The organism is Bradyrhizobium murdochi, assembly GCF_000472965.1.
Classification (GTDB): domain Bacteria; phylum Pseudomonadota; class Alphaproteobacteria; order Rhizobiales; family Xanthobacteraceae; genus Bradyrhizobium; species Bradyrhizobium murdochi.
This window is the reverse complement of the sequence record NZ_AXAU01000009.1, coordinates 215,558-229,715: the sequence shown is the minus strand read 5'-3', so window position 1 is coordinate 229,715 and position 14,158 is coordinate 215,558. Positions and strand designations below refer to the sequence as shown.

Below are 14,158 nucleotides of genomic sequence, written 5' to 3'. Positions count from 1 at the left end.
GCTATTCGTTCCGGCTCGCCAGCGCGTTCACGGCGGCCACCGTGATTGCCGAGCCGCCAAGGCGCCCCTCGACCGTCAGCGCCGGCGCAGGCTGGTCAGCCATCAGCGCAACCTTGGCTTCAGCCGCGCCGACAAAGCCGACCGGACAACCTATGATCGCTGCAGGTCTTGGACAGTTGCGATCCTCTAGCATGTTGAGCAGGTGAAATAGCGCGGTCGGCGCATTGCCGATAGCGACGATCGCGCCGTCCAGATGCGGCCTCCACAATTCCAGTGCCGCGGCTGAGCGGGTATTGCGCATGGATTGCGCGAGGGAGGGAACCGCGGGATCGTCAAGCGTACAGATGATGGCGTTGCCGGCCGGCAGGCGCGCACGCGTAATTCCCTCCGACACCATGCGTGCGTCGCAGAGGATAGGCGCGGCGTTCTGAAGCGCAGCGCGCGCGATGCGCGCCATGCCAGGCGTGAAGCGGATGCAGGATTCGAGACTGACCATGCCAGCGGCATGGATCATGCGAACGACGACCGGCTCCTCGTCGGCCGAAAAGCGCTCAAGGTCCGCCTCGGCACGGATGGTGGCGAAGGATTGACGGTAGATCGCCGCACCATCGGTTTCATAGACGTGCGGCATCAGTGCGCTCCCGTCAGAACGGAAGGATCCGCGATTATTCGGCCTGCGCTTACTCCACGCTGGCTAGGCGTATCCCGCGTTGAGCCGCTGCGGATGACATCAAATCCCTCGCGGGTCGCAACAAGCGTGAGCGCGGCAGCCCCCAAATGGGCACAGCCTTTGGCACAGCCAGAGACGTGAAGCCTCTCGTCCGCGGCAATATGCGGCGCAAGCGCCGCTGCAAGTGCACGAGTATCGGAATGCGCCTCACAGCAGGCGGGCGCACCGCTGCAGGCGACGACGCGCAGGATGGGATCGTCCGCTTGGGTGACGAGGCCCTCGCATTGGGGCATTTCGCGCAATTCTTCCGCCACAATCATACGCCAGGGCGTCATCCTTAATCCTTGCGAGCATCCGGCAAGATGGCTGAGCGCGGCATGTGTCAGCTGTCCGAAAGCCGCAGCGACCATCGCGCCTTGCGGATAAAGTCCGGGATGCGGCTCCGCGGTCATGCAAGCCGGCTTGACGTTGCCACGAAGCGCGTCGGGCAGTTTTGCGCCAGCCCCGACATGCGCTCTCATTCGCCCTCTGCCCTCCCTGGCTCCGCCCGAATCGACGAACCACTCGGCAAGCGCGAGCGCAACGCCTACCGCTTCTGTCCGCGAGACGGGACGCCCATGCTCCGCACCGTCGGCACGCACGATCAGCTCTCCCGCGATGCTGCGCTCGATGCGGATGTCGGCGGAGGCGCCGGCCAGCACGGGCTCTGTGCTGCAATCAACGGCGAAGCCGAATTTGGTCGGCAGGCTGGGCGGTCCCATCACAAGCCCGTGTTCAAGTTCTGCTGCGAGAAAACAGGTATCGTCACTTTCGCTCCAGAAGGGCGTGACAAGGATGTTGCGCCGCGCTTCCGAGTCCGGATCGGGATCGAGCAAGTGCAACCGTGATAGTTCCTCGATCAAGGGCCGATGACCTTGATCACTGACACCCCTGATTTGCAGGTTGGCCCGGCTGGTCAGATCGATCAGGCCGTTGCCGTAGCACTCGGCCAGCACCGCAATTCCCGCTGCCTGCTTCGCATCGAGCCGGCCACCGTGCGGCCGGATGCGAACCACAAGCCCATCCCCCGACAGCATCGGCCGTAAGGCGCCGGGACACCAGCCCTTGATCGCAACGGCGCTCATGAGGCCTCCAGCGCAGCCGCGATCGAATTGCGCCGTGTCCTCCAGAGCGAAGCTTGATGCAAACGGGTGAAGCAAGCCTCGATCGCCGCGAGCGCCGCCGGATTCTCGCGCGCCATGAAAGTTCGCACGTTGTCGCTGCCAAGCGTCGCGTCGTAATAGAGATCGAAGAGATGCGTGGGTACCGCATCGGCAAGATGTGCAAAGCTGGCCATATGCTCTAGCGTGGCAGCGATTTCCGCCGCGCCCCGAAAGCCGTGGCGCATCATGCCGGCGATCCATTTTTGGTTGGCCGCACGCGCACGCACGACGCGCGAGATTTCCTCGGTCAACGAGCGAGCACGCGGCTGATCGGGATGTGTCGCGTCGAGGTGGTAGAGCGATGGTGTGGCCGCGCCCAGGCGCGCCGCCGCGGCCGCAAGGCCCGCCTCATGCACGGCATAGTCTGCGGCGAGCAGCAGATCCGTTTCCGGCAGGTCCTGCACATGGACAAAGGCATTAGCGGCGACGAGCCTTGCCTCGATACCTGTACGATCAGGCCGCATCGTGCCGTCGGACGCGAATGCCCAGGACGAAGCCGACAGCCAGGCTTCACCGGCCGCCTCGCGCGTCGTCGCCGTGAAGACATCCGGCATCGATGCCATACCGACACCGTACTGCCCCGGCCGGGGTCCAAACACACGCGCCGCGCGATGACGATAGGGATTTTCCTCGCCCTCCTCGTCGCGTTCAGAAAGCGCTTCCGTTGCCGCCTCGAACAATTGCGCAAGAGATGAAAAGACGTCGCGAAACAGTCCCGACACGCGAAGCGTCACGTCGATGCGCGGCCGACCAAGAGCCGCTGGTGCGATGATCTCATAACCCGACACGCGGCCCGATCCGTGGTCCCAGCGCGGCGCGATGCCTGCCAGGTGCAGGGCCATCGCGAAATCCTCGCCTGCGGTGCGCATGGTGGATGATCCCCAGAGATCAACCAGCAGCCCCCTCGGCCAGTCGCCGTGATCCTGCAGGTGACGGCGCAGCAATTCCTCGGCGAGCTTGATCCCCTGTACATGCGCGGACGGTGTCGGCACTGCGCGGGGATCGACGGCGAACAGATTGCGTCCGGTCGGCAGCACATCGCGCCGCCCGCGATAGGGCGAGCCTGCCGGCCCCGCAGCAACGCGCCTACCAGAGAGAGCGTCAAGCAGCGCGCCCTTCTCCGCCTCGCCGCAAGCCCCGCGGCCGAACACATGCAGGCCATCGCCGAACTGGCTTTCCTTGAGGTCGCAGACGAAGCGATCGATCCGGGGAATTGCCTCAGCCGCCGCAGCCGAGGCGCCAAGCCCGAGATCCTCTTCCAGTCCCGCGGCACGCGCTTCATCGCGAATCGACGCGATTAGGCGCTGGCGGCGCGCGGGATCGAGACCATCGGCCGTCGAATATTCATCGAGCAGTTGCTCGAGCCGGCGCAGGCCTTGAGGCAACGCCGCCCGAGCCAATGGTGGCGGCAAATGCCCTATCGTGACAGCGCCGATGCGCCGCTTGGCCTGCGCGGCCTCGCCGGGATCATTGACAATGAAGGGATAGATCACGGGCATGTCGCCGATCAGCGCTTCAGGCCAACAGGCAGCGGACAGCGCCACGGACTTGCCGGGCAGCCATTCTAGCGTTCCGTGAGCGCCCATATGGACGACCGCGTCGACCTTTTGCTGCCTGAGCCAAAGATAGAATGCGACATAGGCGTGGCGAGGCGTGCGGGAAAGATCATGATACTCGGCGTCACGATTGGTAACGTCACTGCGTTCAGGCTGAACGGCGATAATCGCCTTGCCACATTGGATCACTGCGAAATGAAATTCGCCACCACGACAGGCGGGATCGTTCTGCGGCGCGCCCCAGGCGCGCGCAAGGTCATCCTGTAACGGGCGCGGAAGCCTCGCCAGCGCCGTGCGGTAATCCGCGACGCTAAAGGTCAATTCCTCCCGCTGGAGAGTTTCACCGAACGCTCCCGCCGCTTTCACGTCGTAACCAGCAGCTTCGAGATCGGACAGCAGCGTTTCGACCGAAGCGAGCGCGTCGAGCCCAACCGCATGCGCGAGCTGGTGCGGACGGCCCGGATAGTTCGAGAGCACAATCGCCAGCCGCTTCACGCCAGCCGGCTTGCCCGCGAGCCTGTGCCAAGCTACCACCCGATCCACGACCGAACCGACACGTTCGTCGTCAGGCCTGTGCGCCAGATGCGCAAATTGCAGATCGGGATCGCGCTCACCCGCCGACTTGAAGCTGACCACGCCCGCAAATAGCCGGCCGTCAATCTCCGGCAACGCTACATGCATCGCCAGATCGGCCGGCGAGAGACCGCGAAGCGACTCCGCCCAATCCTCGCGCCGGGCCGTCGACAACGCAACCTGGAACACCGGACAGGAGGCGGCATCGAAAGGCGTCGTGCCGTCGGCGGCCGCAGAGAAGGCGGTTGCATTGACGATCACTGCAGGCGGGCATTGCTCGAACTGCCCCTTCAGCCAGTCCGCTACACCGGCGGCCTTTAGCGATGTGACGAATACGCCATAGGCATCAAAACCCGTTTGCCGCAGTGCTGTGATCAGCGCGTCGACCGGGAGGGTATCTGCCGCGGTGAGATAGGAGCGATAGAAGGTGACGAGCGCGCGCGGCCGCCGGTCGCAATTTGGCAGCGCCGCGATTGCGCCACGAGCCGGATCATAAAAACCGATCTCGGATATTTCGATCTCGCCGGCTACAGCCCCCGCATAAAGGCCCGAGGCTAGTGCGAGCTGGGCGATTGCAGCCTGCGCCGCCATTGCTCCGCCCTTGTCGCACAAGGCCTTTAGCCGTCCGAGCGTCAAGGTAGGCACTGTTGAGAGCGCATTCAGCCGCGGGTCGTCGCGACCATCACCTGGCAGCACCGCAAGCGCGATGTCGCGGTCCTTGGCCAATTGATGCAGGGCAGCCAGTCCATATGGCCAGTAGGACTCGCCACCGATCAGACGCACCAGTACGCCGCGCGCATGCGATAGCGTCCGCTCGATATAGGTATCGACCGAAAGCGGATGACGCAGTTCCGCAAGGTTCGCGAGCCTCAGCGACGGCAGGCAAGTACGCCCACGCTGCCAGCCGGACGCGAACGCGGCGAGATCGCTGTCCGAGAACGAGAGCACGACAAGGTCGGCCGGGTCCTGGCCGAGATCCCTAGGGATCGCGGTCTCCTCAAGACCGCGGCTCTCGCGAAACACGACGTGCATCAAACACCAAGTCCCATCCTGATGGCAGCCTCGTCGATATCGTCGTGTTCACCAATCAGAACCAGCTTCGATCGCCTCGGCCGCGTGCCCCAAGCCATATCGAACTGATACCGCACCCGCTCGCCAACTGATTGCAGCAACAATCGCATCGGCCTGCCCGCAATTGCGATATATCCCTTAGCGCGCAGCACATTCTGCTCACGCGCAAGTCGCTGGATCGATGCGACCAGCGCTTCGATATCGGCAACTTCCGGGAGTTCGACGACAACGGAGGCAAAATCGTTGTGTTCGTGCTCGTCCTCGCCGTCGTGGTGCGACGGGCGCGCAGCGAGATCGTCCTCTGCCGCCGCTTCGAGACCAAGGATGATACGCGCATCGACCGCGCCGTCGACGACCGGCAGCATCGGCACGCGACGCGGCATTTCGGCGACGATCGCCGCCTTGGCCGCTTCAAGTCCTTCAACGCCGGCAAGGTCCGCCTTGGTGAGCAGCACGATATCCGCGCACGCGATCTGATCCTCGAACACTTCCGACAGCGGCGTCTCGTGATCGAGGTTTTCATCGGCCGCACGCTGTGCTTCCACCGCGACGGGGTCTGGCGCAAAGCGGCCGGCCGCCACAGCCTCGGCATCCGCAAGCGCAATCACGCCGTCGACGGTGATCCGCGAGCGGATCTCCGGCCAATCGAACGCCTTGAGCAACGGCTTTGGCAAGGCCAATCCCGATGTCTCGATCAGGATATGGTCGGGCTTCACGCGGCGCGAGAGCAGCTGCTCCATGGCGGGAATGAAGTCATCGGCCACCGTGCAGCAGATGCAGCCATTGGCGAGCTCGACGATGTTCTCGGCGGGACAATTGACATCCGCGCAGGATTTCAGGATCTCTCCGTCCACGCCCTCGCTGCCGAACTCGTTGACGAGCACCGCAAGCTTCTTGCCATTCGCGTTGGCGATCAGGTGCTGGATCAGCGTCGTCTTGCCCGAACCGAGAAAGCCGGTGACGACCGTGACCGGAACCTTGGCGAGCGTGTTCATTCTGCGGGCTCCGGCAGGATGGTGATGGGTGGAATGCGGGCAAGCGATTGTTTGCGGAAGATCTCCGGCCGGCTGCGCCACGGCACGATGCCGTCGGGCGCCGCCGCATAGGCCGCAGCTCCAGCAACTACGTCCGGCGCGTTTGCATCGGATAGGCGTCCGTAGACATAGGACCAGCGTCGCGGCGCGCTGAGAGCAATCGAGCAGCCCTGGCTGCAGGCGGACAGGCACTCGACCGGAACGACGCTGACGCCTTCGGGCACGCCAGCCTGAAGGATGGCGCTATGCAGACGCGCGCCCGGCGCGGTCTCGCCTTCCCTCAAGGATTGGCCGGCACGGCAGGTGATGCAGACATGAAGCGTGACGGTCATCGCCCTCCTCAACGTTTTGGCGGAGGCGATGAGGCGCACGAACCATAGACATAAGGGTTCGTTGCCGTCGCGGAGCACCCCGTCCGCCGGTCTCAAGTCTCTGCGCTGGCAGGTCTCCCGGCTTGCGGAGCAGGTTTTCCCTTCGATCTCCGCCTTCCCAACCCTGACGGGTCAGTGGCTCTTGAAGATCTCTCCGGTCACGGTCGCGGGGGCGGCTGCGTTTCAGGCTCAAGCTTTCAAGGCTAGACCCCTATCGCATTCCCTCTTCGCCTGTCGTAGGACAGGAACCAACGCCACCCCACCATTTGCCCAAGCGTGCAACTTGTCAAGCCAAAGGAGCGTGCCGATGACTTCCGAACCTGATGCCGCTGAGGATGAAACCGTGACCTCCGAAGCCTCGCTGGACGCCCGTCATGCGGACAAAATGGCGAAGAAAAAAGCAGCGCGCGACCGGATGATGGCCGCCAAGAGCGGCGAGAAGGGTCTCGTCCTCGTCCACACCGGTGCGGGCAAGGGAAAATCCTCCTCGGCTTTCGGCATGATCATGCGGTGCGTCGCGCATGGCTTTCCCTGCGCGGTCGTGCAATTCATCAAGGGTGCGTGGGAAACTGGCGAGCGCCGCCTGCTGACCGGACATTTTGGTGAATTATGCCAATTCCACGCGATGGGTGAAGGCTTCACCTGGGAAACACAGGACCGCGCCCGGGACATCGCCGCGGCGCGCGCCGCATGGGAAAAGGCCAAGCAGCTGATCGCCGATGAAGCCTTGCGCATGGTCGTTCTCGACGAGATCAACATTGCGCTTCGCTACGACTATCTGGAGATCGGAGAGGTGGTCGAGTTCCTGAAGAATTCAAAGCCGCCGATGACGCATGTCGTCCTCACGGGGCGCAATGCCAGGCAGGAATTGATCGATGCCGCCGACCTCGTCACAGAGATGACGCTCGTGAAGCATCCCTTCCGATCCGGCATCAAGGCGCAGCCCGGCGTCGAGTACTGACGGATCAACCGCGGAATCCGATTCGATGGCGCGCACATTGATGATCCAAGGTGCGGGATCGGACGTGGGCAAGTCGCTCATCGTCGCCGGCCTTGCGCGCGCCGCGACCCGGCGCGGCTATCGGGTGCTGCCCTTCAAGCCGCAGAACATGTCGAACAATGCGGCCGTGACAATCGACGGTGGCGAGATCGGACGCGCGCAGGCATTGCAGGCGCAGGCCGCATGTGTCGAGCCGCACACCGACATGAATCCCGTCCTGCTCAAGCCGGAAACAGATGTTGGCGCCCAGATCATCGTGCAGGGACGGCGCGTGGCGACGCTGCGAGCCCGCGCGTACGCTGCGATGAAGTCATCGCTGATGGAGCCGGTCCTCGAAAGTTTCGGACGCCTGAAGGATCGTGCCGATCTTGTTCTGGTCGAGGGCGCCGGCAGCCCAGCCGAAGTTAATCTGAGGAGCGCCGATATCGCCAATATGGGTTTTGCCCGCAAGGCCGACGTGCCAGTCGTGCTGGTCGGCGACATCGATCGCGGCGGTGTGATAGCGCAGCTCGTCGGCATTAAGACTGTGCTGGATGCCGACGATGCGGCCATGATCCGCGGCTTCGTCATCAACAAGTTCCGCGGCGATCCGACGCTGTTTGACAACGGCTACCGGCTGATAGAAGCACGCACATCCTGGCGGGGGTTTGGGGTTCTCCCCTATTTCGCCCGCGCTAGCGAGCTTCCGGCTGAAGATGCGCTGGGGCTTGCTGACGCCCGCAAGGTAGGCAAGGGCAAGATTGCCTTTCTCGTGCTGTCGCGGATCGCGAACTTTGACGACCTCGATCCGCTGAAGCTCGAGCCTGATGTCGACCTTGTGATGGTCCGGCCTGGAGAGGCAATCCCGGGCGATGCAAAACTCGTGATCCTTCCCGGCTCGAAGTCGACACGCGGCGACCTCACCTTCCTGCGCGCGCAGGGCTGGGACATCGATCTTCTCGCGCATCATCGTCGCGGCGGCCATGTGCTCGGCGTCTGCGGCGGTTACCAGATGCTCGGACGCAGTGTGGCGGATCCGACAGGAATCGAGGGACCGGCGGGAGAAACGCCCGGCCTCGGACTCCTCGACGTGACGACGGTGATGACGCCACAAAAGACTCTCACGCGCGTTGCGGCGGTCCATGCCGCGACGGACCGGCCGATCGAGGCTTACGAGATTCACATTGGGCATACCGACGGGCCGGACCGTGCACGGCCATTTGCTTTGGTTGGCAGCGCGCCGGAAGGCGCAGTTTCCAGCGACGGACGCGTGTACGGTAGCTACCTGCACGGCCTGTTTGCTTCAGACAGTTTCCGCAGCGCATTTCTCGCGCAACTGGACATTCCGGCCGCAGACCAGCAGTACCGCGCCAGGGTGGAGAGCGCGCTCGATGCGCTTGCCGATCACATCGACAACCATCTCGATGTAAATGGGCTGCTTGCGCTCGCGCGCTGAGTATTATTGATCAACGCGAGAGCGCGGCAGCAAGCCGCGACCATTCCGCCCCGTTACCCGGCAAGCCCACCCTGAGCCATCCCGGCTTTTGCTCAAAAACACGCGACCATATCTGGCCGCGCGCGAGCTTCTCCTGCGCAGCCTGCGCGTCCCCGGTCTCATAGAGCCGGAACAGCGGCGTGCCGCCGACCTGTTGCCAGCCCTGCGATCGCACCTCGGCATCCAGCCGGAGGCAATCGCGCGCCAGACGCGTCGCGGTTGCCTTTGTCCACTCGCGATCGAGCAAGGCGCGCCGTCCGATCGCAATCGCTCCGCCGGAAATCGGCCACGGACCCACCATCGCCGCCAGCGCCGCGACGTCAGCCTCGCTGCCGAGCACGAAACCGAGCCGCAGTCCGGCAAGCCCGTAAAACTTTCCGAACGAGCGCAGGACCAACAGCCCTGACCGTCCCGCCTCCGGTGCCAACGACAGGCCGGAGACGGCATCGACGAAGCTCTCGTCAACCAACAGCCGACCGACCTTCGGCAAGAGCGCCACCAATTCGGTCGGATTATGGCGCCGACCATCTGGATTATTGGGATTGACGACCACGGCAAGATCCGCTCCCGCCAGCCCTTCGAGTTCGGAAACTTCGGCCACGTCCCAGGCTGCGGCTGAAAGAACCGCCGCGTACTCGTTGTAGGTCGGCGCAAGAATTCGCGCGCAGCCGTGCGATGAAAGATTCGGCAACAATTGGATGGCCGCTTGTGCGCCAGTAAGCGCCACGAGTGGCGCCCGGGTAGCGTAGGCCTCTCGGGCAGCTTGGTGGAGGGACGCGATATCTGATCGCGAAGGTAGCGCGCTCCAGTACCTAAGCTCGACCTCACCCATCGGATAAGGCTGCCGATTGATCCCGGTTGAGAGGTCGATCCAGTCCTGCGCACGCCCGCCGAAGCGGCGAACGGCGAGATCGAGATTTCCACCATGCTCGAGCATTGCCCTCTCCGTCACGCGAAGGCCAGAATCGCAAGCGCACCGGCCAAAAGAACCATGGCGCGGACGTAGAGCTTCAATCCTTGCCGGATGTCCGCAGCGAACGGATCGCGCGCTCCCTCGTTGAGCCAAGGTTCGTTGGCGGTGTCACCGTGATAGATGCGCGGCCCGCTGAGCCGCACGCCGAGCGCGCCGGCCATGGCTGCTTCCGGCCAGCCGGCATTGATCGAGCGGTGGCGGCGCGCATCCCTCGCCATGCAAGACAACGCATTCGAAGGCCGCGTCGCCAGCACTACAAACAAAAAGCCTGTGAGGCGCGCCGGTACGAAATTGGCGAGATCGTCGATGCGCGCGGCGGCCCAACCGAAGGATTCGTGACGCGGCGTGCGATGGCCGATCATGGAGTCGAGCGTATTGATTGCCTTGTAGCCGACAATGCCGGGCAGCCCGAACAACGTTCCCCAGAACACGGGCGCCACAATGCCGTCGGAAGCATTCTCGGCCAGGCTCTCGATGGCTGCGCGCGCAATGCCCGCCTCATCAAGAGCTGTGGGATCGCGTCCCACGATGTGCGCGACCGCGGCACGCGCGGCTGCGATATCACCGGATTGCAAGGGGTTCGCAATGGCGGCGACATGATCATAGAGCGAACGCAGCGCGACCAGGGGCCATGCGAGAATTCCCAAGAGGACGATGCGGCTCCATTCAAAGGCGAGCGCGGCCTGAACCGCCCATCCAATTCCGGCCGAAACTCCAATCACGAAAAGCGCCACGGCTGCGCCAGCGATCCGCCTAACTGCAGGCGGATCGATGGGCCGGTTGAAGCTGATGTCGAGAATGTTGATGAGCCTCCCGAGCCAGGTGACGGGATGACCAATGCGGACGAACAGCGCGTTGGGCCAGCCCAACAGGGCGTCCACCGTCATTGCCACCGCCATCGCTCCCGCAAAGACCACGCATCATCTCCCGTCGTGCCTGGCCCTGATGCACAAGAATTCGGTATCAAGGCAAGCCCCATATCGCGTGATTTCACCTTTGTCTTTGTCGAGAATTGGTGATTAGTGCTGGCCTTAACTGGAGGACGTCATGGCCATCATACTCATCACGGGCGGCGCCCGATCCGGCAAAAGCTTACGCGCAGAAGTCCGCACCCGCGCTTTTCCGGAACAGCCCGTCTATATCGCCACGGCAGAGGCGCTCGATGAGGAAATGGGCGAGCGAATAGCGAAGCATCGCGCGCGGCGAGGAAAGGACTGGATCGAGCGCGAGGTTCCGCTCGATCTCGTGCAGGCCTTGATCGAAACCGATGGCGGTGGCGCAAGGCTGGTCGATTGCCTAACGCTGTGGCTTTCGAACCTGCTCCACGCGGAACGCAACTGGTCGCATGAGGCTTCGCTACTCGCTGACACGCTTGCCCGCCAGCGCAGCCCGGTCATCATCGTCACGAACGAGGTCGGGTTCGGTATCGTGCCGGACAATGCCCTGGCGCGCGCGTTTCGTGACGCAGCGGGTATCCTGAACCAGACGATTGCATCCGTTGCGGATGAGGTCGAATTCGTCGTGGCAGGATTGCCGATGAAGCTGAAGTAATGCCGCGCTTGGCGGAAGCGACGCGTCGTGGAGTGAGCGCGAGCGAGTTGACGGTTCGAGGGCTGAAGACACATGTATCATTCCGAGCTTCTCAGGGGCATCGTCGCTGACCTGAGAATCGCCATTTCGCTCTCCACGCTTCTGCCTCTTGGGCCGGCGACGCCGGTCGGCGATGGCGATGTTGCCCGCGCGAGCTGGGCGTTGCCAGTGGCAGGATTGCTGGTTGGCTTTGCCGGTGCGGCGGTCTACTGGATCGCATGTGAGGTGGGCTTGACGCCAAGCCCTGCAGCCATGCTGGCGCTGGCGGCCACGGTTCTCGTCACCGGCGCGATGCACGAGGACGGCCTTGCCGATACCGCCGACGGGCTCGGCGGCGGCCGGACGCGCGAGCGCAAGCTCGAGATCATGCGCGACAGCCGAATCGGTACATACGGTGCGTGCGCGCTCATCGCATCGCTCATCTTGCGATGGAGCGCGCTCGAAACGATCGCCGAGCCAAAGTCAATTGCGGCGGCGCTTTCAGTTGCACATGCGGCGGCGCGCGCCGGCATGCCCGCCTTCATGTGGCTGATTCCGCCAGCGCGATCGGATGGGCTTTCGGCCCGAGCCGGACGGCCGCCGGGGCGAAGCGCCGCCATTGCATTTGCTCTCGGGGCTCTTTGCCTTGTTTTCGGTGCCGGGCCAAGCAAGGCGATGATCGGAGTGATTTTGCTCTCACTGGCCGGGTTGGTGCTGGCATGGCTTGCCACAAGGCAGGTCGGCGGACAGACAGGTGATATATTGGGTGCGTTCGAACAGATTGGCGAGATCGTGGTTTTGCTGATGACAGCCGCCCTCCTCCACACGGAACCAGGACCCTGATGGTCGCTTTCGATGAAGCCTTTCGCCGGCAACTGCGCGAGCTCTTCGTGTGGCGCCGCGACGTGCGGCGCTTTCGTCCCGATCCTCTGCCGAGCGGCGCCATGGAGCGGCTGATTGAGATCGCCTGCCTTTCCCCGTCGGTCGGCTTGAGCCAGCCTTGGCGGTTCGTGATCGTCGAAGACAGCGCAAGGCGCAGTGCCGTGGTCGAGGATTTCAGTGCCTGCAACGCCGATGCGTTGCATTCTTATTCAGGCGAACGCGCGGCGCGGTACGCGAGCCTCAAGCTCGCCGGCCTCGAAGAGGCCCCGGGTCACCTGGCCGTGTTTGCGGACAAAACGAACGATATGGGGCACCGCCTCGGACGTGCAACCATGCCGGATACGGTCGAATACTCCGTCGCCGCCGCCATCTGCTGCATGTGGCTCGCCGCACGTGCCGACGGCATCGGACTTGGCTGGGTATCGATCCTTAACCCGGCTCGCATCCGCGAGGTTCTTGAAGTGCCGGAGACCTGGAAGTTCATCGGCTATCTCTGCGTCGGCTATCCCCAGAAAGAGTTTGATCGACCCGAGCTTGAGCGCGCCAACTGGGAATATCGGCGATCGGCAAAGGAATTTACCACTCGACGCTAGCGCCCAGAATTTCAAGTTTCCATCCGGAGCTTTCGTCGCGCGTCAACGTCGTGTAGGTCAACCAACCAGGATGCCGGTCGCGATGCATCATGATGCTAACGACCTGGCGATTGGCCGAAGGGCAACGTTAGATTTCTCTCGGCTAGATATTGGCCCCACACTGGTTTGTTTGGCACTGCAGACCCGGACTGCGATGTTTTTCCAGAGAGAGGGAGAATTTCCCGTTCCGGACGTCTGTGTTCGCTCGCAATACTCCGTGCGCAGCTAAGAAGCGAGAAACTCGTTCGGGTTGAGGCCCCGGATCGGCGCGATCGATGCTGCCCCTGTTGCTGGCTGCCGCCGAAACCGGTTGGCCTCGCGCTTAAAGCTAGGCGCTAACCGACATCGATCGCCCAGCAATGATGGGTAGAGCGCGTGAGAAGGCACCCACAGCCATCTACAGAGTACGCTCGCACGATGATCGATCAATGTGCTCGCAATTCGACGGGAAAGAATAATACCGGTCGCCACTTCAGCTATGCGAGGCCACAACTGGTAATGCCATGCCTGTCCTTCAAAACGCTTTTCTGCCGGCCCAGTATCGTTGCGAAGTAATAGGCCGAACAGACATCAACTAATCCGATGGGCCGTTCTGACTTAGCGATGGATTGGTGCGAGGACGCGGCCAACCACTGAATTTATGGGTGTGAGTTAGATCAAATGCAAGATCTGCAAGCCGGCGCTCAATACTCGCCATAGTAAAAAATGCCCGGCCGCCTTTCGGCGGCCGGGCCGAAGTCAGTCTGGGAGGAGCGACGCTGCTACACATCGCACCAGCTTCCGTCGGCAGAGGGAGGGTGCCGACGGTTCATTTACGGCGAGGGCATTCGCCGTTAACTTTAGCCACGGGAAGGCCGATATCCGTTCCAAAGAAATCTGGTTTCGCTTCCTTCTGCTCTCTTCAGGGAATTCGGCCCAACGCTCGCGGCAAGATCAACAACGGCATCAGTTCTTCCCTTCACGTAATCTTAGGACGGTCGCCAAAGATCATGCTTCTGAGATAAACCCACGGAAAAGAGGCTGTCAGTCAATGCTTCACCCATCGATTGATCGTCATCCACGACGAAAATCCGCCGAGTGTGCGCGCCATCTGCACCAGCCTATGCGCTTTTTCTATGCAGTATTCCGTAAAATTGGTGAAATCGATTGTT

The 14,158-nt window shown here is 62.9% G+C and carries 12 protein-coding genes and 1 riboswitch; of the genes, 5 read left to right on the top strand and 7 right to left on the bottom strand.

Annotation, left to right across the window (positions count from 1 at the left end; translation table 11 throughout):
* Position 1 precedes the first annotated feature (1 nt).
* The 5 genes from YUO_RS0119200 to YUO_RS0119180 are packed head-to-tail and all read right to left on the bottom strand — an operon-like array spanning position 2 to position 6,438.
* Positions 2 to 631, bottom strand: coding sequence for a precorrin-8X methylmutase (locus tag YUO_RS0119200; RefSeq protein ID WP_028348748.1), 630 nt, complete (start codon positions 629 to 631; stop codon positions 2 to 4).
* Positions 631 to 1,794: a precorrin-3B synthase gene (gene cobG / locus YUO_RS0119195; protein ID WP_028348747.1), complete on the bottom strand. Its 1,164-nt coding sequence runs from the start codon at positions 1,792 to 1,794 to the stop codon at positions 631 to 633. The genes YUO_RS0119200 and cobG overlap by 1 nt, the downstream gene beginning before the upstream one ends.
* On the bottom strand, positions 1,791 to 5,033 hold the full coding sequence (gene cobN, locus YUO_RS0119190; RefSeq protein ID WP_028348746.1) for a cobaltochelatase subunit CobN: 3,243 nt from the start codon (positions 5,031 to 5,033) through the stop codon (positions 1,791 to 1,793). The genes cobG and cobN overlap by 4 nt, the downstream gene beginning before the upstream one ends.
* Positions 5,033 to 6,067 (bottom strand): cobalamin biosynthesis protein CobW, encoded by a 1,035-nt coding sequence (cobW, locus tag YUO_RS0119185; protein ID WP_028348745.1) that lies wholly within the window; start codon positions 6,065 to 6,067, stop codon positions 5,033 to 5,035. Before cobW ends, cobN begins: the two co-directional genes overlap by 1 nt.
* A complete protein-coding gene (locus YUO_RS0119180; RefSeq protein WP_028348744.1) occupies positions 6,064 to 6,438 on the bottom strand; it encodes a DUF1636 family protein in 375 nt (124 codons plus the stop codon). The genes cobW and YUO_RS0119180 overlap by 4 nt, the downstream gene beginning before the upstream one ends.
* A gap of 90 nt (positions 6,439 to 6,528) precedes the next feature.
* A riboswitch (cobalamin riboswitch) is annotated at positions 6,529 to 6,745 on the bottom strand.
* 39 nt (positions 6,746 to 6,784) lie between these two features.
* Between YUO_RS0119180 and cobO the strand changes: the two genes are divergently transcribed.
* Both cobO and YUO_RS0119170 read left to right on the top strand, forming a co-directional pair.
* A complete protein-coding gene (gene cobO / locus YUO_RS0119175) occupies positions 6,785 to 7,438 on the top strand; it encodes a cob(I)yrinic acid a,c-diamide adenosyltransferase (protein ID WP_028348743.1) in 654 nt (217 codons plus the stop codon).
* A gap of 25 nt (positions 7,439 to 7,463) precedes the next feature.
* Positions 7,464 to 8,912, top strand: a complete 1,449-nt coding sequence (locus tag YUO_RS0119170; RefSeq protein WP_028348742.1) for a cobyric acid synthase — start codon at positions 7,464 to 7,466, stop codon at positions 8,910 to 8,912.
* Between the two features lie 10 nt (positions 8,913 to 8,922).
* On the opposite strand, the gene cobD is transcribed toward YUO_RS0119170, so the two are convergent.
* Both cobD and cbiB read right to left on the bottom strand, forming a co-directional pair.
* On the bottom strand, positions 8,923 to 9,888 hold the full coding sequence (gene cobD, locus YUO_RS0119165; protein ID WP_028348741.1) for a threonine-phosphate decarboxylase CobD: 966 nt from the start codon (positions 9,886 to 9,888) through the stop codon (positions 8,923 to 8,925).
* A gap of 11 nt (positions 9,889 to 9,899) precedes the next feature.
* Complete coding sequence (gene cbiB / locus YUO_RS0119160) at positions 9,900 to 10,841, bottom strand: adenosylcobinamide-phosphate synthase CbiB (RefSeq protein WP_028348740.1); 942 nt, start codon at positions 10,839 to 10,841, stop codon at positions 9,900 to 9,902.
* Between the two features lie 130 nt (positions 10,842 to 10,971).
* Here cbiB and cobU point away from each other — a divergent pair, with 130 nt between their 5' ends.
* The 3 genes from cobU (at position 10,972) to bluB (ending at position 12,968) form a co-directional block, all read left to right on the top strand.
* The gene (gene cobU, locus YUO_RS0119155) at positions 10,972 to 11,475 is read left to right on the top strand and encodes a bifunctional adenosylcobinamide kinase/adenosylcobinamide-phosphate guanylyltransferase (RefSeq protein WP_028348739.1); all 504 of its coding nucleotides are present in this window, start codon (positions 10,972 to 10,974) and stop codon (positions 11,473 to 11,475) included.
* 72 nt (positions 11,476 to 11,547) lie between these two features.
* Positions 11,548 to 12,336 carry an adenosylcobinamide-GDP ribazoletransferase gene (cobS, locus tag YUO_RS0119150; RefSeq protein ID WP_028348738.1) on the top strand — a complete coding sequence of 263 codons (789 nt, stop codon included), beginning with the start codon at positions 11,548 to 11,550 and terminating at the stop codon, positions 12,334 to 12,336.
* A complete protein-coding gene (bluB, locus tag YUO_RS0119145) occupies positions 12,336 to 12,968 on the top strand; it encodes a 5,6-dimethylbenzimidazole synthase (protein WP_028348737.1) in 633 nt (210 codons plus the stop codon). The genes cobS and bluB overlap by 1 nt, the downstream gene beginning before the upstream one ends.
* The last annotated feature ends 1,190 nt before the right edge of the window (positions 12,969 to 14,158 follow it).

What these genes read in the sequence shown, in the direction of transcription:
- YUO_RS0119200 (WP_028348748.1), bottom strand. Translation starts at nt 631, where the DNA reads ATGCCGCACGTCTATGAAACCGATGGTGCGGCGATCTACCGTCAATCC.
- cobG (WP_028348747.1), bottom strand. Translation starts at nt 1,794, where the DNA reads ATGAGCGCCGTTGCGATCAAGGGCTGGTGTCCCGGCGCCTTACGGCCG.
- cobN (WP_028348746.1), bottom strand. Translation starts at nt 5,033, where the DNA reads ATGCACGTCGTGTTTCGCGAGAGCCGCGGTCTTGAGGAGACCGCGATC.
- cobW (WP_028348745.1), bottom strand. Translation starts at nt 6,067, where the DNA reads ATGAACACGCTCGCCAAGGTTCCGGTCACGGTCGTCACCGGCTTTCTC.
- YUO_RS0119180 (WP_028348744.1), bottom strand. Translation starts at nt 6,438, where the DNA reads ATGACCGTCACGCTTCATGTCTGCATCACCTGCCGTGCCGGCCAATCC.
- cobO (WP_028348743.1), top strand. Translation starts at nt 6,785, where the DNA reads ATGACTTCCGAACCTGATGCCGCTGAGGATGAAACCGTGACCTCCGAA.
- YUO_RS0119170 (WP_028348742.1), top strand. Translation starts at nt 7,464, where the DNA reads ATGGCGCGCACATTGATGATCCAAGGTGCGGGATCGGACGTGGGCAAG.
- cobD (WP_028348741.1), bottom strand. Translation starts at nt 9,888, where the DNA reads ATGCTCGAGCATGGTGGAAATCTCGATCTCGCCGTTCGCCGCTTCGGC.
- cobU (WP_028348739.1), top strand. Translation starts at nt 10,972, where the DNA reads ATGGCCATCATACTCATCACGGGCGGCGCCCGATCCGGCAAAAGCTTA.
- cobS (WP_028348738.1), top strand. Translation starts at nt 11,548, where the DNA reads ATGTATCATTCCGAGCTTCTCAGGGGCATCGTCGCTGACCTGAGAATC.
- bluB (WP_028348737.1), top strand. Translation starts at nt 12,336, where the DNA reads ATGGTCGCTTTCGATGAAGCCTTTCGCCGGCAACTGCGCGAGCTCTTC.